Origin of the sequence: Sanguibacteroides sp. AM78-02pH3A (assembly GCF_027666085.1) — a bacterium.
Classification (GTDB): Bacteria; Bacteroidota; Bacteroidia; order Bacteroidales; family Marinifilaceae; genus Gabonibacter; species Gabonibacter massiliensis.
Map to the genome: position 1 here is coordinate 68108 of NZ_JAQEHX010000009.1, position 22390 is coordinate 90497.

Sequence of the window (22390 nt, forward strand, 5' to 3'; positions counted from 1 at the left end):
TAACCGCGGAAGATGCTGCCGATTTTTGGGAAAAGAAGTGCAGATACAAATACTGGGATAACAAGATAAGGTACGCATTCGATAAACTGTGTCTCGTGGAGACGCCTGTTCATTTTTGCGCTTACGGCCGGGACTGGAAAACCAATAGCGAGCTGGTGCAACCGGAAATCGTGTTTCGTCCGGAGAGGGAGGCGTTACTCTCTATCGCATTCCGGTTGAAAAGCGTTGTTAATATCGGCAATACCCCGACAAGCGAGTTCCTGAACAACTACATTTGGGAGCTAACAATCAAGACACGATACCTCCTGAAAGGGAACCTGTTTTTTAATCAACTGACCGGGAAAAGCGGTAGAAGCGGAAAAAGCAAGGTCAAGAACGAAAACGATATCTCTTACTTGATGCGAAGATATCATTACAACGTGTACTCTACCGAATTCGCAGGGATCGACCTCTTGTTCCGCACTATGCAGGAGGGGTTCGACACCCATTTTGACTACTGGGGAGGTGATGGGTGTTTTAAAGAAGCCAAGTATCTTTCCAACCGGAGTATTGAAGACGCACTACTCGCCCCGGGGGACGGGATCGAGGTGGGGGATCTCCTGTCTTTCAAGGGATCTAATTTTTTGAAGCAAGTGTTACGCGTTATTCCCGCGGAAGAGTTCGCCCGTTTTAACACGGAGTTTATTCAAAGTCACCCGTTCCGGGGCTTTAGTTACGAGGAGTATTGCGGGGAGCTGGAGAAGCGATTCGGCGTCTCTCTTTTGAACCTGACCCGGAAACTGTATAGCGAGCGAGGTTTGCCAGCGTACTATTTTAGAGATGCCCGGGTGGACGACGTGGAAACCCCGGGAGAAAAAGAAGGGTTCGTGTTCAGCATTAAAGCGTGGAATAAAGGAAACAGCGATGGCATCCTCTCGATAAAACGCCTGTACTCCGGCACTATATCGAGAGAGCAACATTATCTTATCTCCGCCGGGGCTTGCAAAGAGATCAAGGTATATTTCGAGGGGACGAGCGAGGGAGCGATCATCGGGGTTCTCACGAACGTTTCCCGGAATGTCCCCTCGTGTTATGATTTCGGTCCCTTCGCCAAAAAAGGCAGGGTAAAAGAAGCGACAGACGGATTTTTCGATGCGGATACCCTTGTTTTCGCCCCGAATCCGGGAGTGTATATCGTGGATAACGATGACCCCGGTTGCCGGGTCATCGAGGAGAGTCGGGTCGTGCAGAAATTTCTCTGGCGAAAGAATTACAAAAACACGCCTTGGGATTGGGCTACCGACCAGGGAGCGTACGGGGAACTTGCCAGGAGTTATTTAGAGAAAAAGTCCGGGCAAGGGGATTCCGATGTCGAGTGGGAGGTGGACTTGCCGGAAGCTGGAGCGTACGAGTTGTTTGTTTACAACAACAAGCCTCTTGCCGGTAGAAACAACACGATGTCTTTTTACAGTCGGGGGAAGAAAGAAAGACAACCGGTACAAAGATACCGCTTTGTTCACGCCGATGGAGAGAAAAAGGTGGCGATCGCCCCGTTGCGCACAAAAGACGGCTGGGTATCGCTCGGGACTTACCGATTTCACGCCGGAAAGGCAAAGGTTACCCTGTCCGGGAGAGGTGCCGATCCACATCAATACCTGTACGCCGATGCCGTGAAATGGGTTAAAGTCAGGTAATCGTGAATCTCCCCGAAAATAAGAGATTACGGAACGATAATGAAAAGTTCTTCTCTTCGAACAATTTAAGCTATTTAAAAACAAATAGTTAGAGAGAAATAAAACAAAAAAAACGAAATGATGAAAACAAGTAAATTTTTTATCGTGTTGATTTTGGTATTAGTATCGAATATCGCGTTTGCCGCAGGTAAAGTCACTTTAACGATCAAACCCCCAGTTCATGACGGGGGTTCCCGTTTGATGATCTATTATGTTGAATATAGGGAAATACATGAAAAAGATTGGAAGGAAAATGGAACTGTTCCTGTACCGATGGTCGGTGGAAAATATGTAGATATGCCTTATACCGCTGAAAATCTAACAGAGGGAGAAACGTATATTTTTAGAGTAAGGGTCGAAAATTATTACGGTACGGGAGAGCCTGGTTCGTCGTCAAAGAAAGTTACAGTTACAAGCGAAGACCAATCCGGAATCGAGGTTCAAAGCGGACCTGGGTTCATTAAACCCGGGAGGGTAAATTCTTCAGTTTTGTCCAATGTCTCGTCAGCCAATCAAATTCGGGCAACAGGAGTTCTTCATAAAAAAGAAGAGGATTAAAGAATATATCTATAAAATTAGAAAAATATATAATAACTTTTATTTCTCTCTAACGTCTGTATTAAATGATTTATGAGTATTGATCATACTCTCTGAAAATGTTATTTAAGATCCTTTGATAAAGTTAACGTCGAATTGGATTTAGGATAGTGGATAGATAAATTCTAATCGATAAACTCATGGTAAGAGGTTATCCAATTAAAAGTGTCCCTAAATAATAGAAACGAGATCTATTTTATTGAATCTTGTTTATTCTCCTCCTCACTCCTAAAAATAAGGCTTTTTCTTGAATACCAACAAGAAAGCCTTTATTGTCCTGCAAAATTTCGTATGTTCATTTCACATAAACAAATAATAATCAACGATATAACAATAAGTATTATAGTTATATCAGGTAATTTTTCGATGATATCGAAAAAAGAAGTACTAAATATAAGGAGAATAAAAAAAGACGACTGAAAAATAAAATTTTCAGTCGTCTCGCTGTAAAAAATGACAATAATACAAAATCTTAACCGAATTTACCTTTCGGTCTGTTTACGCTCTTCTATATCAATATACATATCGCCTGAAAAATCGTTTAACAGATATTTGGCAAAATATCCCCGCATCTTATGTTCCAACAATCGGTTCTCTCTCCCATCTATTGCATGTCCGCTTCGAGGGAGAATCAGCATGTCAAAGTTTTTTCCGGCATCTATTAATGATTGTACCATCCGCATCGCGTGAGCCGGATGAACATTATCATCCTGCATTCCGTGAACGAGCAAAAGATGTCCCCGGCAATTCTCAACCAATTGCATATTGGTACGAATTTCCCGAACCTTAAAGTTCGTCCTTTTATCATAGGGTTTATTATCTCGGACTACGCTATCGACGATCTCTTGCACTCCATTGTTTAACTCCACCCAATCAAGAGCATAAATCCGGTTATCATGATTTCCCGATACGGAAACGGCTACCGAATAAAAATCCGGATAGGTCAGTAAAGCAGCCGTAGACATAGCACCTCCCCCGGAATGTCCGTAAATTCCAACCCGAGTAGTATCGATAAACGGATATTGCTTCGCTAAATTTATAATCGCAGCCCGATCATCCGCCAACGGGTAATCTCTCATGTTCCCATAACCAAAACGCTGATACTCTTTTCCCCGGATTGGCGTTCCACCCCGATGGCCGACCTGAATAACCACAAAACCCAACTGAGCCAATTTGGTGGCGTAACTTGAGCTTAAACCAAACGATACCGGTACATATTCTCCCTGCGGTCCGGGATATACTTCCGAGATGATCGGATACTTCCGGTTCGGGTCAAAGTTCATCGGCCTCCACATTACCCCGTAAAGATTTGTAATCGAATCGGCCGCCTTCACCTTAAAACGAATCGGCATATCCCATCCTTTTTCAAGGTAAGGATCAATATCGTGTTTAACCAATTCCAACACAATCCTACCTTTAGCATCCCGAAGAACGCTACGGGGAACCGTGTCGACCCGGGAGAAATTATCAATTATATATTTTCCGACCGGAGATAGCTCTATCTTATGTGTGGCATTCTCCGGAGTAAGGATCTGAAATCCGCCTTTATCAATATTTGTCTTACATAAAACTTTATAATAGGGATCTCTGTCCGGAACAACACCATAAGCATAAAAATAAAGATCCCGTGTCTTTGAATCGATTTCCTGAATATGTCCCGTCACATACTCTCCGGAAGTCAGTGCTCGTTTCAATTGTCCCGTCTCCCCGTCATACAAATAAAAATGCCCGAATCCCGTACGCTCCGATCGATAAACGATCTCTTTACCGTCATTCAAGAAAAAAACCTGAGCCAAAACATAATCGAAAAAAGGTTTATCCACCTCATGAATCAATACCCGTACGCTATCCGTATCCATATCATACACGCATAACTCCTTCTCGTCCCACGTGCGTTTGATACGTTGGAAATAGATCTTTTTTCCATTTTGAGAAGCGTATAAAAACTCGACATATTGATCTTTCCATTTGGAAACATCCAATTCCCGAATAGCGGGAATCGTCACATCAACTAGCTTCAAACCATATTGACAGGCCAAGCTGTCTCCGGCGACGGCATAGCGATAGGTTCGCAAACTCGGGCATTTCCAATGAAGGTAATCCGTAAGATACATCTCTCCCAAGCAGCGTCGATCTTCAGATTGAATTACAAAATGAGTCGAATTCGGCAACCAACAACCGTTAGGCCTTACCTCCCGTTCTTCCATTCCTTTAAAATACTGACCGTAAGAGTTGAATCTCGAACCATCATCCGAAAGTCGGACAAGCGTAGAATCACCGCTTTTTTCCGGATTATGCGCTAAAAACAGATTATGATCCCTTACAAACAAAATGTATAAGCTATCCGGAGAATACTCCCAGGCAGAAGGCTGGCCGTAATATTCCCACTCTTCCGCTTCCGATTTCATCACTCCGGTTTTCAAATGATAGGAAAATTTTTCATCACCGAGATAGAATGAGATCTTTTTCAACGAACGATCAAAAGTTATCCCGTCCAGCCCCAGATTATCGGGATTTACCTTGTTCCCCGTCAATCGATTTACCTTCGTTGCTATATCCCGGTTATCAAACAACAGCTCTTGTTTTCCTCGTTGCGGATAGACAATATAGTATTTCATACTACCGCCATCTTTGTATCGAAACCAAAAATTATCCGTGCCGTTAATAAAATAAGGAACAATAGAAAATCCACCCCCGAATCCCTTAAACTCTTTTTCAAACCGAAAAACCTGTTCGTAGTCTGCTTGCGCAACAGCCGAAGCCATCACCGCCATACAAGCTAACAAAATAAATACCTTCCTCATCTTACCTTCCGTTAAAATAATAGTTTCCGACTCCCAATTTCCAAATAACATCGCGTATCTTTCCGAAGCTCCGAGTCGAACCGTAAACTTTATTGCTGAACTTATACAAGCTACTCATATCCTTACCGTCGTACTGCAATTCGTATATATCAAAGAATCCATCTTCAAATGCGACTCCGATATGATGTTCGAAACTCTTTGCCCCATAACCGAACATGGACTGAGTGGCCATAGAAACGATCTCCTTATCGAACGTCCGGACAATACCGAATTCATATTTATGGAAGGTCTCGTCGACTTCAAAATAATAGATATTCTGTTTATCGCAAACATATACCATATTGCAATTCCGAAAAGTACCGAGTTTTACAAAATCGGTAATTCCGTGTTCCCGCGTCAAATTAATCTTCTGCGAGCTGTATATTTTCACGTGCTTCGCGGAAGAAGGCGCTCCTCCGACAAACAGATGTAACATATATTCCCCTTCCGGGTTTTTAGAAACAACTGCACTCCCGGAAACTCCCTCTTCCTTTACCCTAAAATAATCCGATTCCATAACCTCATCCGTTAAATCCGTAAAATGTGCGGCAAACTCCTCTTCTTCATAAACCAACTCCATCTCCGTAAGATTCCGTCTATTACTGTAATAATCGGAATAGATCCCCAAGTACCTCTTTTTTCCGACAGCATCTTCTTCTATGGCATAAATCGTTCCGGACTCCACGTAATCGCTAAATATAATATTCGATATTTTTCGTTTTCCACCTAAATAAACCACATCTTTGGAAAAATATCCCAAATGATAACCCGTGGCGGGATTACACCTTCGAGTATACAATAAACCGTCTTTATCTAATAAAAAACTATCGAAACAGGTATGAAGCAAATCCACGGGATGGAAAGCAACAGGTAATAACCCGTTACTAAACTCCTCTTCTATAAATGTCTCTTTTTTCAACGACTCTCCATTCAACTCCATAAATTGATTTCTTTCGGGTAGGGCCGTTTTAACAGTAACTTCCCCGAATACCCGATTATAATCGTCGAAAGCGTAATGTTCCCTTAATTGTAAAGGTTTTCCATTTATAGGTTCCCCGTACAAATCACTGTAACAATTGATATAATCCGCTATATACACAACCGTATCGTTTGTCCCGGTCTGAGAATTACTCGGAATCCTACCCGCCTTCACAAATCCCAAATCACTATTTTCTCCATTTTCCGTCAATAACAAAAATCCCATTTCATAGAGGGGTTTCACCTCGATCGAAAACTCCTTGTAAAATTTCGCTCCGGTTTTCTCATCCTCCACGGTCAGCAATCCTCGTAAAGAACCTAACTCTTTTGCCACGTGCGTATAGACAGAATCATGTGAAACGACCTTACTCTCTATTTGCCATTCGTATTTTACGCCCGCCGGATTTTTCTCGTCAAAGGTGAGTTCCGGTTTAAAAGTACGCGATTCGTTGACGACCATAGTAACACTATTAGGCAACTTTACCCCTATGGTATAAATTTTACCGTAATCATAATTCCCTTTATCCTCAAAACAGCTCATGCAATTCAAAAGGCAAGCAAGGATAAATATGTATTTTATCGTATTCATAATGTTTATGTTTTAAATGACTAACCTATAACCGGTACTGATATAAATCCACCGTTCTCTTCATCCGGGATAGGCTCCCGATCAGCTAACCAATGCTTAAATCTCAAGGCGGCGATACGTCTCTCGCCGTCGCTCATTTCACTCATATCCGTTATTCCAGTTGCTTCCATGAAAAGCTCAAATTTTCTTTTGGAATAGGTTCCCAAGTAAAACCGTTCGACGACCCTTTCATCCCACCAGGAAGGTCTTATAGCAATATCCGTAACAGAGAGAATCGAATGACTCCAAACGCCTCCTGTAGATAAAAAGATCTCTGATTCCTCCAACTTCAACTTTAAAAATAATTTTTCCGTTCGCAATAACGGATGATTTTTTAATTTTATACTGAACGTATCCGATACAACCCCTCGCCTGAAAACAAATCGCTCCGGTAGTACAAACATATCACTCGCGAGCGTCGATGCTGTATCCACCTTCACGATAAATTCTCTATCTTCCTCAAGAAGGTCACCGGTCAAATTAACAACAACAGGATATTCATACTCTTCGTCTAAGGTAAAGAAAAAGGAAAAATAGAGCGTATCCTTTTCATTCGACTCGAAAGAAAGATACCGGGGAGAATTATAAAGCTCTATTTTCCGCTGTTCGCAAGCCCAAAGCATAAGGGGAAAAATCAACATTCCCATTAATTTATATTTCGTTTTCATCATCCAAATTTTTAATTATTCATTTCGTCTATTTCCGGCGAGGGTAATACAAACTCTTTTTCCAACGTCTTCTCGGTCCAAGCATCTATAACGACAGGCATATGATGACGTTTATAAAAAAAGAACAACTGACCTTCTCCGTACACTTCCCGACGCAAATCTTTCAATATAATATTCTTTATAAATTCCTCTTTCGTGTTATACCCTGCCACACCTGCACGGGAACCTCTTTTACGAACGACAAAATACACGTAATCTTCAGCTAATTCCGGATCTTCATCAAAAACGGCTTCGGCAGCAATATAGTACATCTCGCTTAAACGAATCATGGGTATCATTTTACTGCAATACTTCCCTTTACCTTGTGTCAGTTCTTTTAATCTTTTGGGAAGCGGTTGATCTGATCCGTATAGCGGGTGGTCTTCCCACGCTTCATAGCGGTAATCGTATTTTTTATCACTATTAGAAAACAAGCCGTCTACATCTTGCATACATATATAATTGTTCTCCTCGAAGTATCCGGTCGAATAATCCGTCAGATTATTATTGTATAAAGCAAAAAACACATCGTCATAATATTTGAGATTACTTTGAGACTCCACATCGTCTCTCGTTGTAAATTCGATCCAATCCTCTTGTTCATGCAGATCGATCAACTCTTTAGCATAAGCGAATGCACTCTTTTCATCTCCCTTGTACATATAGACACGGGCCAATAAACATTTAACAGCCCAATAATTTAACCGGTATCCCCGGAATTCTAAAAAACGATTGCTTTCAAAACTCGTTAATTCCAATCTCGCTTTAAGTTCCTTTACCCTTTCCAATTTACTCCGGTCATACTCTTGTACCAATTCATGCGCTTTTTTCAAATCACTAATAACAGAATCCAAAAAGACGGAACTTTTTACCTTATCCGGAAAATAAACAGGGAACTCGGTTACATAAGGTAAAGCCTTTATTTCACCATCTACTTTTATACTGGGAGCAAACAAACGTAATAAATCGAAATGCACGAGAGCCCTGACCGCATAAGCTTCTCCTAAAATAAGATCCCGTTCTCTCTCTTGCAACGAGAATAGATTAGGATCGGCGATTAGAATATTCTTTATTAACACGTTACAATTGGCAATAATATTGTATCCTTCTGTCCAAAAAGTCTTGATTATCGTTTTCACCCGGGTATATTCGTAATTATATTTGGACGCCTCTTCATAAGCATGATTCTTCGTGTTCTCCGTATCATAATATTGTGCCAAGATATCCAAAAATCCCCAAGATAATTCCTGCCCGTACATACCTTGTTCAGCCATCGACTTATAAAGTCCATCCAATTGAGTATAAAATCCTTCTACCCGGGAGAATAGATCTTCTTCTGAAATCTGTTCTTTAGGCTCTATGGTTAACCATGAATTACAAGACATAAATGCCAAGCATATTCCTAAAACACACCATCTATTTAGCATAATTTAAAAATTAATCATTAGGTTGAAATTAAAACTCCGGGCAAAAGGGTAATCCAATCCTCTCTCCCGTTTCACGCTACACAGTTGAAACAATTCTCCGCATCCGATTTCCAAACGCACTCTTTCGAGTCCCAATTTTTCCGAGGAAGATTTACCCAATTCGTATTGCAAAGACATCGAGCTTAATGAAAACATATTATAGTCCTGCATAAAACGGGACGTAGGTCGTGTCTGTTTATATCTCTCCTTAATATCTTTTAACGGAGCTTTATCGCCGGGATTTTGCCACCGTTGGCTCAACACCCGCTTATCCACATTTTCAGTTTCTATATTCGCATTCTCGACATAATATACCAACGTTTCATTGTACCGCTCGCTACCGAACTCATAAGAAAAATTGGCCGTCAAGGTAAAATTCCGATAGGTTGCATGTAATCCTAAAGACCCCGATCCCAAAGGCTCCGTATCTCCGATAACGACATACTCCTTCGGATCATTTTCAAAAACCACGGCCCCTTTTTTATCTAAAAACACCTCTTGTCCGGTAGCCGGATCTATTCCCAAAGAACGCATCCCGTATTTAGCCGTTAAAGAACCTCCCTCGTAAAATTTCGTCCAGATTTTCCGTTCATCCGACTGCTCCCCCAATGCTTTATCCGAGTTGTCATAATACGCTTCTACTTTCCGATTATAATCTTCCAACGATTTACCGATTTCAAGCATCCTGTTCTTATTCCGGGCGATGTTACCGTTCAGAGCTAATGAGAAATCCCGCCCCTGATACACACTCGCGTAGATATCGAACTCCACTCCTTCGTTCCGAACCTTGCCCAAATTATCTTTATACACGCTAAAACCGGAAGTGGAAGGAATAGTGACATCATTTACCATATCGACGGTTGTTTTATTATAATAAGATAACTTCAGATTGATCTTACCCCTCAAAAAAGAGGCATCTACCCCCACATCTACAGTACTTGTTTTTTCCGGCTTTAAAGAGTGATTCCCCAAATAGGTGATTTTAGTCCCGAAACCCGTCACATACCAATCATCGAACATATTTACAAAATAGTTCCGGGCAGCATAAGCCGGAAAATTAATATTTCCGATCATCCCGTAAGAGCCTCTCAACCTCAATCGATCCAACCATTCCGTGTTTTCCAAAAAACTGTATTTATGAATATTAATTCCAAGGCCACAAGCCCAATAAGGAGAACCTTTTTTCTCCGTCCCGAAAACCGAAGAACCCTCGTAACGAAAAGAAAAATCCATCAGGTAAATATCGTTCCAACTATAATTCAAAATACCGTTTATTCCGGCAGAACGGGAAGTAGTTTCTCTCTTACTGGGCTTCCCGTTAACCTCCGACGCATAATTCACGGAAGACAAATGCCCCGAAGGAAAACCGACATAGTGTGTATATACCGAATGACTCTTATTCTCTGTCAACTCTCCGTTAATGGCAATATTAATATCGTGTTTCTCTATCGTTTTATTTAAACTTATCCCCAAACGAACATTGACTCTACTGGAACCTCCGACATCGGTATACAAATCCCCGGCAACCAAATTATCTACCGAAATCTTCCGGGAGCTGTACTTCGAAAGCGGATCTATAAAACGACTGTCATCATTCCATTTTTGAGTCACTCCCAATGATCCCTGAATCATCAAATAATTCGTCACGTTACAACGCAACTGCAAATTATCCATCAGTTCATGTTGAGTCGTTTTCGCAAAACTCTCCAATCGAGCTTCATACATCGGGTTAGGAGAATCTCCCCCCGATGCGAATGTCGTGAGTTCTTTCAACAAGTTCCCGTTCGCATCTTTATACTTTACATAAGGCAATTGATGGGAATAATCCCGAAACGCTCCATAAGGAGAATCGGCCGTAGAAGTATAATGGTAAGAAACAGAATTACGTAAGAATAATTTTCCGTATTTCAAATGAATATTAAACTCGCCTCCCCAAGTATTTCGCTCGGAACCTTTCATTACGCCATCGTTTTGCGAATAATCCACGATAAGGCTATAACGAATAGCCTTCGAACCACTTTCAACCTGTAAACTATGATCGTGTCGAAAAGCCGTACGCAAAGGCAAAGCCATCCAATCCGTATCTACACCCTCCACATAGACGGCATTCCACCTTTTCATATACAACTCCTGCCCATCATACATGGGAGAGTTTGAATTCGGATCATAATCAAAGACACCGGAACGTTTCTCTGCCTCCAACTTTTCTCTCGCGTTCATCAGATTATATCCGGACAAATCAGGAAATTCCACGGATCCCGTCACGTTATAGCTGACCTGTAACCCACCTTCTTTAGGGGTACGGGTCGTGATAACGACTACCCCGTTTGCAGCCCGCGAACCGTACATGGCCGTTGCCGCGGCATCTTTCAGGAGGGTCACCGACTCTATCCGGTTCGGGTCCAAATCGTAAATCTTACGTATATCCACCTCAAACCCATCTATCACAAACGTGGGAGTATTCGGGTTCGCCTCCAATGAAGATTTCGCAAACGGATTCGCTCCCAACTCATCCAACTCCATTTTACCCAAGCTCGAACGCCCCCGAATCGTTACTTCTGGCAATTTATTCGGATCGGAACCGGCTAAATTATCCTCCGTAATCTTAAACGACGGGTCGAATATTTGTAAGGCTTTTATAATATTCGTTCTCGATACCTTTAACAAATCGTCTCCCCGTATCGTTCTCGCGTTTCCGGTAAAACTTTTGGTATTGATATTTCCGTAACCCGTAACCACGACCTCCTCCATCTCTTCAACATCATCCTCCATTTTTATAAGAATAGGCTCTCCGGGCACAACCGCATGTTCTACCTTTTTCATTCCGATAAACGAAAATACCAATACCGGATTTTTCGATTTTTTTAGTGCAAACGTAAACTTACCCTTTGCATCGGTTGTAATTCCCAAAGTCGTCCCTTTCAGTACGATGGTGACTCCCGGAAGCGGAACCCCCTTGGAATCGGTCACTTCTCCCGTCAAAATCATCTTCTCAACAGCAGGCGATACCGTCTTCTTTTTGATAATAATCGACTGCATTTCAAATTTGTAGGTAAAAGAAGTTTTTTCAAACAATCTGGTCAGAACCGAATCCACCGTCACGTTTTTCAAGTTTAAGGTCACCGATCCGATCTCTTTCAATTGTTCCGCATTATACACGAAATTCAACCGGGTCTGTTTGTTGATCTCTTTAAATACATCCTGTACACCTACCTTTGTCAGGTGAATCGTTACTTTTTGCTGTTGAGCCGCTACCACTCCCGGTAGTAAGATCACGGACAACAACAAAATCACTTTAAAAACCCTGGTTTTTCCATTTTTTAGGCATAAAAGCCGCCCAAGACAAAACCATCTTCGATTTTTTTCCATAAATTTGTATATTACTATTTAACACTCGGATGTGTAAACATCCATCTTCTACCGAAAGTTGCTGGAACAACTTTCGGTTTTTTATTTTACTACAATTACATGATTTTCAATATCAAATTTTACCGTAGCCGTCTCTTCGATCAAATGAAGGATATCCCGGACATCCGAAAAACGTTCCATAATACCCGTAAAAGTCTGATACCTTATCTCCTGATTCTCATAGACGACCTCAATGTCATACCAACGACTTAAACGCTTCATGATCTCCTCGACAGTCTCATTCTCAAACACGAACTTACCCTCTTTCCAGGCAGTATAAACAAACGGATCGACCTTTTCTTTGGTGACTAACCGCGTACTTCTACAATACGTTGCCATCTCATCCGGACAAAGTAGGGTCTCTCTATCCGAAAAAACATCCTTTATGCAAACACTTCCATCTACCAGCGTCGTCCGTATGGTATCACGATCATAACAATTCACGTTAAATCTCGTCCCCAACACCTTCACTTCCATCCCTCCGACATTTACAACAAAAGGATACCGATTATCATACGCCACTTCAAAATAAGCCTCTCCCCTTAAATATACCCTTCTCTCCCTTTCCGTGAATCTTACAGGGTAACGGAGACTCGTTTCCGAGTTCAGCCAGACTTTCGTTCCATCCGATAATTCTATCGGGTAAAAACCTCCTTTCGGCACATTCAGGGTATTGTAAATCTCCTCTCCGCTCGAGTCAACCTTCACCTCCGCGTAACTCAAACCGTGCAAGGAGTCGTTACGAATTCCCGTTGCCGACAAATCTTTACATCCACTCCCCGTTTTACTCAATTGAATCGTTTGACCATCCGATAATATCAATTCAATCGCCGCACCTTCCGGGCGAAATGCTTCGGTTCGTATCGTCGAGTTTTCTCTCCCCGTTATTTGCAACTCTTTTACAGCCCATATCGCGGAAAATCCCAATAACACGACAGAAGCCGCTATGGAACGATACCAAATCAACCGACGCCTCTTTCGTCGGCCAATGGTTTGTCGCAAGTGAAAGTAAACAGCCGACCTATCCTGCTCGAAATCGACAGTCGAACTCTTTTGCCGGATAGCAACCAGCTCTTTCAATAACTCCACATGTTCGGGGATACTCATCCACTGCTCAACCTCCCTGTTTTCTAACGCTTTCCTGCAGGAAAGAATCTTAATGGCAAATTTTATATCTTCCTCGTGATAGCTCATCTTCTCTTATTTTTACATCTAATACCCCCACCCCCCAAAAACGGGTGACACGCAAAACCTACTTTTTTCAAAAAAAATTAAACCCATCCGACAAATAATAAGCAAGTATCAATCAAAAAAGATATAACGCCATGAAAATAAGAGTTTTTATCGGGACAATATGCATTACCTGTAATCAAAAGCATCAACAATATACACTTACTATCTTATTAACAGAAAGTTATAAGCCTACAACAAAAATTTCATTACTTTTTCTTACCTTTGTATAACTCCTGATCATATTATCATTAGCAGAACATAATAATAATCGAAATCCACGTGCAATTAAATCAAAAAAGATATGCAGTATCATAAAGATAAAGACATGAATGAACGTACCACTTTTCTTTATAACAAAATATCCTCATTAATTCAAACTACTCGGGAAAAAGTGGCAACAACTATAAATCTTGCAATGGTATATACTTATTACGAGATTGGAAGATATATTATTGAATATGAACAACAAGGAAATGAAAGAGCTCAATATGGCAAGTCTGCGCTAAAAACACTCTCCATACGGTTGACGGAAAACTTTGGAAGTGGGTTTTCGTATCCGAATATAAAAAGGTTCAGACAATTTTATTTAACATATTCGGAAAGGCTCAACAGTGTTGAGCCTATTACGGAGAATAAAATTCCCGAAGAAAGATATAAAGTTACACCCCAAGCCTTAGGTACTAATTTTCCTTAAGTTGGTCTCATTACCTTATATTAATGCGTATTGAAAATTTAGAAGAACGTAACTTCTACGAAATTGAATGTACAAAACAACATTGGAGTGTCCGACAGCTAAGTAGACAAGTTGGTTCAAGTTTATATGAACGATTGGCCTTAAGTCGCAATAAAGACGAAGTATTACGTTTAGCTCAAAAAGGACAAACGATAGAAAAACCATCTGATATCATTAAAAATCCTTTAACTTTAGAATTTTTAGATTTAAAGATTGAATCTGTTTATAACGAAAGTAAATTAGAAAATGCCATAATTAATAAACTACAAGATTTTCTACTTGAATTAGGCAAAGGTTTTTTATTTGAATCCAGACAAAAACGTTTTACATTCAACGAGCAACATTTTTTTGTCGATTTAGTCTTCTATAACCGACTATTACAATGTTACGTACTTTTAGATTTGAAAGTAGACAAACTTACACACCAAGACTTAGGCCAGATGCAAATGTATGTCAATTACTTCAATCGGCATGTCAAACAAGAGTTCGAGAAATCGACTATAGGGATATTACTTTGTCAAGAAAAAAATGATGCTTTAGTCGAATTGACACTACCCAAAGACGCCAATATCTACGCTACTGAATACGCTCTTTATTTACCTAATAAGAAGATTTTACAAACCAAATTAAAAGAATGGATTGAAGAATCTAAAGATAACCAAGAAGCAATAACTTAACATCAATCTTACATGAAAGAATTTGACCCCAACAATTATACCAAAACAATTAAAATTCTACATTAAATAAAACAGAATGCGAAGCATAAACCGGATTATTTATACCGGATGAAAAACATAATCACACGGTCTTCTAATTCATTGCGCAAAAATCTTAACGCTCGGGCAAGATGTGTTTTAACGGTATTTAAACTAATTCCGAGTTCTTCCGCGACCTCTTTGTATTTCTTCCCTTCCACCACACATTTGATCAAAACATCATGTTGCATTTCCGATAACAGACACAATTGCTCTTCCAAGCGAACAAGACGTTTCTCGTGTTCATCCAATTCCCCGGCTGCCGAATCAAATAACGTTTCCAATTCGTATTCGCTTGTTTTCACCACGCTTAAATGCCTTAAATAATTCAATGCCTTATGCTGCGCCAAAGCAAACAGGTAAGATTTTACAGGATATACCGGATTCAAACATTTCCGTTTATTCCATAGCAATAAAAAAGCATCGTGTACGATATCTTTCGCTATCTCCTCATCCCTTACATAATTATACGCAAAACCCGTAAGGTTGGAAAAATGCTTACTAAATAGCTTTTCGAAAGTTTGACCGTCAAAAAGTTCTTCCATTATGCCATGCTTATAATAAATTATTATATTATATACATGCAAATGTAAGCTTTTTACCGAGTATTACAATAATATTAACACAAGGAACAGAGACCTGTTATAAAACGACGAGGCCGTTTGAGTTTTTCAAACGGCCTCGTCCATCTATATTATACCGTGATTAGGCGGGAATCAAACCGGAAATAAGAATCAATACCAACAATCCCAAGATCGCGTACAACTCGGGGAACACGGCCAATACCATCGTAGTTCCGAATACATTGTATCCGCTACCGATAGCGATAATACCGTTCGCACAAACCTGTGCCTGACGAATAGCCGAAAAGAAGGCTACCAACCCAAGACCGATACCCGCACCGAATATAGCGGAAGCAACGCCCCAATCCATAGCAGGATTCAAATGACTACTCAACAGGAAGTATCCCACGAATCCGTACAATCCCTGAGAAGAAGGCAAAGCGGACAGACCGATATATTGACCGGAAGCCGTCGGGTTTTTCTTTAAAGCCCCCACGGCAGCATTACCGCAAATTGTAACACCATAAGCACTACCAACACCTGACAATGCTACCATCAATGCAATTCCTAAATAAGCTAATAAAATTGGTTCCATAATTTAAAACGATTAATTTGTTATTTCTAATAATTTCTATTTTCTAATTAAGCTACTTTTTTCCTAAAAGGTTCATATTGTTTACCCCCTCCTTCAAAACTGGCATTCTTGTAAAACTCCACGAAAGTGAGTCGCATCGGATGCACGAAAGCCCCGATCATACACAAACCGAAATTTATCGAGTGTCCGATCAGCAGGATCAAAAAGGCGGCTATAAATTGAACGACAAAAGGTAATGACGAGGTCAATTCGAAAGCAAGCGTATTAAATACACCGCCTAAAATACTACCTGTCAAACCCAAAGCAAAAAGACGGATATAAGACAAGGTATCTCCCAACAAGCCGGTTGCCATATTGTAGGTTCCCCATAAAGCCGAACCGAGATTCGTGAACACTCCTTTGCCCGGAGAATTCATAAAGAGAATAACGATAGCACATATACCGACGATACCGTACAAAACATAGGTCAACACGAGAGGTAATGTCATTCCCAATGCCGGAAGACCGAGCAAAACGATCCCCATAAGGATCACCACGACCCAGGCAATTGTCGACATAGCGTACTTAAAGCCGTACTGCTTCGTCAATTTAGCCGCACTGATGCACATTCCGAAAAGGATCTGTACAATCCCGACTACAACTGCAAGTACCATCATCGGATTATAGCCCCCGAGGTATTTTCCATAATTCGCTTCCGTCAAAAAGTACTCTTTCACGCCTTTCAGCCAAGGCCATTCAACGGAATCAAGGGCGATACCGAAAAACGATCCGGTAAGAATACCCACTACAATGGTGGTAATACCCAAAATTTGTCCTAACACGAGATACCCTTTCAGCTCCGGTTTAGCCTTCCGCCCCAACCAGAAACATACGGCCCAAATCAACAAACCATATCCTCCGTCTCCCATACACAAGCCGAAAAACAGCATGAAGAAAGGAGCTAAAAACGGGGTAGGATCCAATTCGTTATAGTTCGGTAAAGCAAACATCCGGGTGATCGGCTCGAATAAACGGGTATAAGCATTATTACGCAATAAAACAGGCACATCATCCTCTGGTGTCGGCCGGCTAAATTCGAAATAAGTATCCTTGGTCTCTAAAAATTTTTTCATCTCCTCTTCCTTCTCTGCCGGAATCCACCCTTCCAAAGCGATGACTTTCTCTTCAACCAAAGCCCTCGCCGCATCTTCAACCTTCAATTCGTCCACGATCTCACCGACATGCAACCGATAATCCTTTAAACGATGGATCGCATCCTCCGCTTCCCGATCTAATTTCTGATTCAACGTTAAAGCCTCTTTTCGTAAACGCTCCATCTCTCCAGCCAATTTTTCCGCCGATTCCGTCGGAAACACGAAGGGATCTGCCTCCAAATCCACTTTCGTTCCAACAGGTGTCACCGTCACGAAATACTTCTGTCCCATCATCTCGTTTACCACAACGGCATTGTAAAGCCCTTCCCATGCGGTATCGAATTTCTGGTCCTGTACCGTAAAGAAACGAAGCTCCCAGCCTGCCTTTTTCAATCCCTCGATCCGGTCTCTGGAAAAATCTCCCCAAGGACGATATTGCGCGTATTCTTTCTGGACATAGGCCAATTCCTGATCGATTTGCTCTAAACGACGATAGCTGTTATCCAAATACTCCAACAACTGATCGTCGGCAACGTCGACTTTTTCCTTCTGATCGGTCGCGTTCCGATTTTCCAATCGCATAATCATCTCGCCAGCCTGTTTGATCAGCATCAACTTGGTCTGCAAGGCTTTATCCTCGGCCGAACGCTCTACATTTTCATGGATATGAACCACTCCCTTTTCCCGAAGTTCCTCGAGAAATTGCTGATATTCTTTATAAAAAATCAACAGGGATATTTTTTTCATAGGTACTATCATGACTCTGCCTCCATCATTTTACGGTTTTTCACGATCTTTTGCGAAGACTTGGAAAGATTCTCCTCATCCTCCAAGAAACGCTTAATCTTCCGGATTGCCTCCTGGAATCCGGGGATCTGTACTTTCTCGTACAAATTCACCTTCTGAGTGGTCTTCTTCCTCGCCTTATCCAATAACTCCATTTTACGCATGTAAAACTCCCTTTCCAAAGCGATATCGACCACCTCTTTGATGTATTGTACCCCGTCAAGGAACCACCCCGGCCGGTTAAACAAGCTGAAATCCTTTACCTCGTATTCCACCCCGTCCAAGACAGGGGTTTTTACTCCGGCAATTTTCTTTACAGACATATTTACCTCCTTCACCACGAGAATATCTTTCGAATACTCGTCGTAAAGTTGTAACATATCATGTAATTGATTCAAAGTCTCTTCCAACTTCTCGTCAAACTCGTCGGCAACTTGCTTTGCCTTTTTCACTTCCGACCGTAATGCGGACTCCTTATTTTTGATGGTAGGCAACGCCCGCACCCGCATCTTCAGTTGTTTATCCAACCCCTGAAGCGAAGTTTTATTGTATTGAAATTTTATTGCCACCTTTCAAAATATTAAATTCAGATTTCTATTCCATATATCATGATTCTTTGATTGGATGATATAGTGATTCCGTGATTATCTATTCATACCGGCATTTTTGGTTCGAATAGAAATTACCACCATTGATATTATTTCATTAATCTCCGTCTTCAATGCAATTAATTCCTCAACAGGCAATAATTCAGATTCTTCGATTATTTCGAACCAATAGGCAGTTTCATCCGCTTCTTCCTCTACAATCCTCATTTTATTAATGAAATCCTTATCAGATTTAGCCCGACAAACTGCTCGATAATTGGCTCCTACCGACAAAGCAGATCGTAGAATTTGATCTTTTACAATCCATGCCAAACGTGTTTCCGGAAATTTTTCAACCATCCGAATGACATCTAAGCCTAATTGCTTGGTTCTACGTTTAAACTCGATCTGATTCATAATCACCTAATAACATAATCCCCTAATCACATAATCACTTAATCACATAATCACTTAATCACATAATCTTTATATCCGCCAAATTCTTCTACTATTTCCGCCTTGATTCCCAATTCCGAGCGGTTGAAATACTTCCGGAACAAAGTCCAAGCCGTATCCAACATCTGGTCGGTGGAGATGTTGACGTCGATGGCCAACAAATCGTTCGAATACTCTTTCGCGAAATCGAGAGTCCGGCGGTCATAATCCGTCAAATCGAATCCGTTCTCCATTTTGGTCCGGGCATTGGCAGCATCGGCATACAGACGAATAGCGGCATTCATAACCTGCGGATGGTCCTTACGGGTTTTCTTACCGATCACCAATTGTTTCAAGCGGGACAAGCTTCGGAAAGGATCGACGATAACCTTACCGATTTCCGTATCTTTACGCAAGAACAATTGTCCCTCCGTAATGTATCCGGTATTGTCAGGGATAGCATGTGTAATATCTCCCCCGGAAAGAGTGGTTACCGCGATAATCGTAATAGAACCACCTGCCGGGAATTGTACGGCTTTCTCGTAAATTTTCGCCAAATCGGAATAAAGCGAACCGGGCATAGAGTCTTTAGAAGGGATCTGATCCATACGGTTGGACACGATACTCAAGGCATCCGCGTACAGAGTCATATCCGTCAACAATACCAATACCTTCTCGTTTTTATCCACGGCAAAATACTCGGCAGCAGTCAACGCCATATCCGGAACCAACAAACGCTCCACGGGAGGAGCCTCCGTCGTATTCACGAAGCTGACGATACGATCCAAAACCCCGGCGTTGTCGAACAAATTCTTAAAATACAAGTAGTCATCATTCGTCAATCCCATTCCCCCCAAAATAATCCGGTCGGCCTGCGCACGCAAAGCCACGTTGGCCATTACTTGATTATAGGGCTGATCCGGGTCCGCAAAAAACGGAATCTTCTGTCCCGATACCAAAGTATTATTTAAGTCGATACCCGCTATACCCGTGGCTATCAATTCGGAAGGTTGTTTTCGGCGTACCGGATTCACGGAAGGACCGCCGATTTCACGTTCATCGCCGTCGATAGCCGGACCCCCGTCGATCGGATCTCCAAACGCGTTGAAAAAACGACCGCATAAATCTTCTCCGACTTTTAAAGTAGGTGCCTTTCCGAGAAATGTCACTTCTGCATTTGTCGGAATCCCTTCCGTTCCGGAGAACACCTGAAGGGTTATATCATCTCCCCAGATTTTCACGACCTGAGCCAAACGGCCGTTCACGATAGCTAACTCGTCATTTCCGACGCCCTGAGCTTTCAGTGAACACGTGGCTTTCGTGATCTGGGTGATCTTCGTGTAAACTTTTTGAAAAGCAACTGACATAATCAAATTTTAATTTTTATAACCTAACGATTCGGTGATTGCAGATTCTGCGATTCAGTAATTCAATCACAAAATCCTTTAATCATTTTTTTTTCTCTCGTTAATAATTTCCTTCACTTCTGCCTCGTATTTCTTAAAGTGTTCAGACTGGAACTCGGAATAGTTCATCTGTTTAAACCCGTTAATGATACGTTTGAAATAGGGATTTACCTCTTCAAAGGAGTCAAAATCAAAATCGGAACGCACGACATCCAACACGGCATTCAACATATACTTCTGACGCTCCATAGAGGTCGAACCGTCGATATTATCAAATGCATCTTGTTGCAAAATAACAAAGTCTATCAATTCCGATTTCCAGTAAATCAAATGATACTCCAAAGGTACACCGTCATCCCCCAGGATATCGATCTGTTCGGCAGTTTCCCGTCCACGAACCAACATATTCCGCGCTTCGTTTACATCGGCGATCCAATGATCCGAGATATTCTTCTTTGCAAACTCCATGAACTCCGGATACTCTAAGTATTTGGAATAAGACTCCAACGTATCGATGGCCGGATAACGCTTGGCATCCGCACGAGCCTGCGAAAGAGCGTAAAAACAACGGGCTACCTTCTTCGTAGATTCCGTAACCGGCTCTTTCAAGTTACCTCCCGCGGGAGATACCGTACCGATAAAAGTGACAGAACCGGTTTTCCCGTTATTCAGGTAGACCATTCCGGCACGAGCGTAGAAATTTGAAATAATGGCAGACAAGTCCATAGGGAAAGCATCCTGTCCCGGAAGTTCCTCCATACGGTTGGACATCTCACGCAAAGCCTGAGCCCAACGAGAGGTAGAGTCCGCCAGCAAAAGGACTTTCATCCCCATGGAACGATAATATTCACCGATGGTCATAGCCGTGTAAACCGAGGCTTCACGGGCAGCCACGGGCATGTTGGAGGTATTGGCAATGATCGTCGTTCTCTCGTATAATTTACGTCCCGAGCGAGGGTCTTCCAACTCGGGGAACTCCGTGAAAATTTCTACAACCTCATTAGCCCGTTCACCGCAAGCAGCCATGATGATAATATCCGCATCGGCAAAACGGGAAAGAGCATGTTGCAATACCGTTTTACCCGTTCCGAACGGACCGGGAATAAATCCGGTACCCCCCTCTAAAATCGGATTCATCGTGTCGATTACCCGTACTCCCGTTTCCATCTGACGGAAAGGACGCGGCTTATCCACGTAATTTCTTACGGCGACCTTCACCGGCCACTTCTGTGTCATCGTCAACGGAAACTCTTTACCGTTTTCGTCTTTTACGATGGCAATCGTATCTTCAATCGTATACTCTCCGGCATCCGCGACGGAAACTACCGTGTATTCGCCTTGCATCTTAAAGGGAACCATAATCTTATGGTCCAACCAATTCTCTTTCACGTTTCCTAACCAGTCTCCGGCTTTTACCCTATCTCCCGGTTTAGCCAAAGGAGTAAAACTCCATTTTTTATCGACTTCCAACGGATTCGTGTATTCTCCTCGTTTTAAGAAAACTCCGGTCATCTTATCCAGGTCATTTTGCAAACCGTCGAAATTCTTCGATAGCAACCCCGGTCCCAAGGTGACTTCCAACATATGGTTTTCAAATTCTACCAACGTACCGGGTTTCAAACCACGCGTACTTTCAAATACCTGCACATAAGCAATATCTCCAACGACCTTGATGACCTCCGCCATCAGCCTCTCGTTACCCATCAGAATGAAACAAATCTCATTCTGGGAAACCGGGCCTTCGGTACGCACAAGCACGAGGTTGGATATAATACTATGAACTTTTCCTTGTGTTTTATCCATTTTTCAATTTTTAATTTTTAAT

The 22390-nt window shown here is 41.8% G+C and carries 15 protein-coding genes and 1 pseudogene; 3 read left to right on the top strand and 13 right to left on the bottom strand.

What is annotated here, in order from left to right; translation table 11 throughout:
• Positions 1-1673: golvesin C-terminal-like domain-containing protein (locus PGR74_RS12045; protein WP_270517263.1), on the top strand; the 1673-nt coding region annotated here is incomplete at its 5' end.
• Between the two features lie 120 nt (positions 1674-1793).
• Complete coding sequence (locus PGR74_RS12050; RefSeq protein ID WP_270517264.1) at positions 1794-2270, top strand: fibronectin type III domain-containing protein; 477 nt, start codon at positions 1794-1796, stop codon at positions 2268-2270.
• 521 nt (positions 2271-2791) lie between these two features.
• On the opposite strand, the gene PGR74_RS12055 is transcribed toward PGR74_RS12050, so the two are convergent.
• The 6 genes from PGR74_RS12055 to PGR74_RS12080 form a co-directional block, all read right to left on the bottom strand.
• Entirely contained in the window at positions 2792-5113 is a 2322-nt protein-coding gene (locus tag PGR74_RS12055; RefSeq protein WP_270517265.1) for a S9 family peptidase, read from the bottom strand.
• Position 5114: 1 nt separating this feature from the next.
• The gene (locus PGR74_RS12060) at positions 5115-6719 is read right to left on the bottom strand and encodes a PKD-like family lipoprotein (RefSeq protein ID WP_270517266.1); all 1605 of its coding nucleotides are present in this window, start codon (positions 6717-6719) and stop codon (positions 5115-5117) included.
• A 20-nt stretch (positions 6720-6739) separates the two neighbouring features.
• Positions 6740-7426, bottom strand: coding sequence for a DUF4843 domain-containing protein (locus PGR74_RS12065; RefSeq protein ID WP_041501911.1), 687 nt, complete (start codon positions 7424-7426; stop codon positions 6740-6742).
• A gap of 11 nt (positions 7427-7437) precedes the next feature.
• Positions 7438-8892 carry a RagB/SusD family nutrient uptake outer membrane protein gene (locus tag PGR74_RS12070; protein WP_270517267.1) on the bottom strand — a complete coding sequence of 485 codons (1455 nt, stop codon included), beginning with the start codon at positions 8890-8892 and terminating at the stop codon, positions 7438-7440.
• Positions 8893-8895: 3 nt separating this feature from the next.
• On the bottom strand, positions 8896-12300 hold the full coding sequence (locus PGR74_RS12075) for a SusC/RagA family TonB-linked outer membrane protein (RefSeq protein WP_270517268.1): 3405 nt from the start codon (positions 12298-12300) through the stop codon (positions 8896-8898).
• 81 nt (positions 12301-12381) lie between these two features.
• Complete coding sequence (locus PGR74_RS12080; RefSeq protein WP_270517269.1) at positions 12382-13533, bottom strand: FecR family protein; 1152 nt, start codon at positions 13531-13533, stop codon at positions 12382-12384.
• Between the two features lie 340 nt (positions 13534-13873).
• Here PGR74_RS12080 and PGR74_RS12085 point away from each other — a divergent pair.
• Positions 13874-14982, top strand: a pseudogene (locus PGR74_RS12085) (PDDEXK nuclease domain-containing protein).
• A gap of 95 nt (positions 14983-15077) precedes the next feature.
• On the opposite strand, the gene PGR74_RS12090 reads toward PGR74_RS12085, so the two are convergent.
• From PGR74_RS12090 to PGR74_RS12120, 7 genes are all read right to left on the bottom strand, one after another.
• Positions 15078-15605 (bottom strand): RNA polymerase sigma-70 factor, encoded by a 528-nt coding sequence (locus PGR74_RS12090; RefSeq protein ID WP_235375020.1) that lies wholly within the window; start codon positions 15603-15605, stop codon positions 15078-15080.
• 160 nt (positions 15606-15765) lie between these two features.
• Positions 15766-16218: an ATPase gene (locus PGR74_RS12095; RefSeq protein ID WP_041501909.1), complete on the bottom strand. Its 453-nt coding sequence runs from the start codon at positions 16216-16218 to the stop codon at positions 15766-15768.
• 47 nt (positions 16219-16265) lie between these two features.
• Entirely contained in the window at positions 16266-18098 is a 1833-nt protein-coding gene (locus PGR74_RS12100) for a V-type ATP synthase subunit I (protein ID WP_160289119.1), read from the bottom strand.
• Between the two features lie 8 nt (positions 18099-18106).
• The gene (locus tag PGR74_RS12105) at positions 18107-18706 is read right to left on the bottom strand and encodes a V-type ATP synthase subunit D (protein ID WP_041501907.1); all 600 of its coding nucleotides are present in this window, start codon (positions 18704-18706) and stop codon (positions 18107-18109) included.
• A gap of 75 nt (positions 18707-18781) precedes the next feature.
• A complete protein-coding gene (locus PGR74_RS12110; RefSeq protein ID WP_041501906.1) occupies positions 18782-19141 on the bottom strand; it encodes a four helix bundle protein in 360 nt (119 codons plus the stop codon).
• A 50-nt stretch (positions 19142-19191) separates the two neighbouring features.
• Entirely contained in the window at positions 19192-20529 is a 1338-nt protein-coding gene (locus tag PGR74_RS12115) for a V-type ATP synthase subunit B (protein ID WP_110688846.1), read from the bottom strand.
• 75 nt (positions 20530-20604) lie between these two features.
• A complete protein-coding gene (locus PGR74_RS12120; protein ID WP_041501905.1) occupies positions 20605-22368 on the bottom strand; it encodes a V-type ATP synthase subunit A in 1764 nt (587 codons plus the stop codon).
• Positions 22369-22390: the final 22 nt, after the last annotated feature.

What these genes read in the sequence shown, in the direction of transcription:
- PGR74_RS12050 (WP_270517264.1), top strand. Translation starts at nt 1,794, where the DNA reads ATGAAAACAAGTAAATTTTTTATCGTGTTGATTTTGGTATTAGTATCG.
- PGR74_RS12055 (WP_270517265.1), bottom strand. Translation starts at nt 5,113, where the DNA reads ATGAGGAAGGTATTTATTTTGTTAGCTTGTATGGCGGTGATGGCTTCG.
- PGR74_RS12060 (WP_270517266.1), bottom strand. Translation starts at nt 6,719, where the DNA reads ATGAATACGATAAAATACATATTTATCCTTGCTTGCCTTTTGAATTGC.
- PGR74_RS12065 (WP_041501911.1), bottom strand. Translation starts at nt 7,426, where the DNA reads ATGAAAACGAAATATAAATTAATGGGAATGTTGATTTTTCCCCTTATG.
- PGR74_RS12070 (WP_270517267.1), bottom strand. Translation starts at nt 8,892, where the DNA reads ATGCTAAATAGATGGTGTGTTTTAGGAATATGCTTGGCATTTATGTCT.
- PGR74_RS12075 (WP_270517268.1), bottom strand. Translation starts at nt 12,300, where the DNA reads ATGGAAAAAAATCGAAGATGGTTTTGTCTTGGGCGGCTTTTATGCCTA.
- PGR74_RS12080 (WP_270517269.1), bottom strand. Translation starts at nt 13,533, where the DNA reads ATGAGCTATCACGAGGAAGATATAAAATTTGCCATTAAGATTCTTTCC.
- PGR74_RS12090 (WP_235375020.1), bottom strand. Translation starts at nt 15,605, where the DNA reads ATGGAAGAACTTTTTGACGGTCAAACTTTCGAAAAGCTATTTAGTAAG.
- PGR74_RS12095 (WP_041501909.1), bottom strand. Translation starts at nt 16,218, where the DNA reads ATGGAACCAATTTTATTAGCTTATTTAGGAATTGCATTGATGGTAGCA.
- PGR74_RS12100 (WP_160289119.1), bottom strand. Translation starts at nt 18,098, where the DNA reads ATGAAAAAAATATCCCTGTTGATTTTTTATAAAGAATATCAGCAATTT.
- PGR74_RS12110 (WP_041501906.1), bottom strand. Translation starts at nt 19,141, where the DNA reads ATGAATCAGATCGAGTTTAAACGTAGAACCAAGCAATTAGGCTTAGAT.
- PGR74_RS12120 (WP_041501905.1), bottom strand. Translation starts at nt 22,368, where the DNA reads ATGGATAAAACACAAGGAAAAGTTCATAGTATTATATCCAACCTCGTG.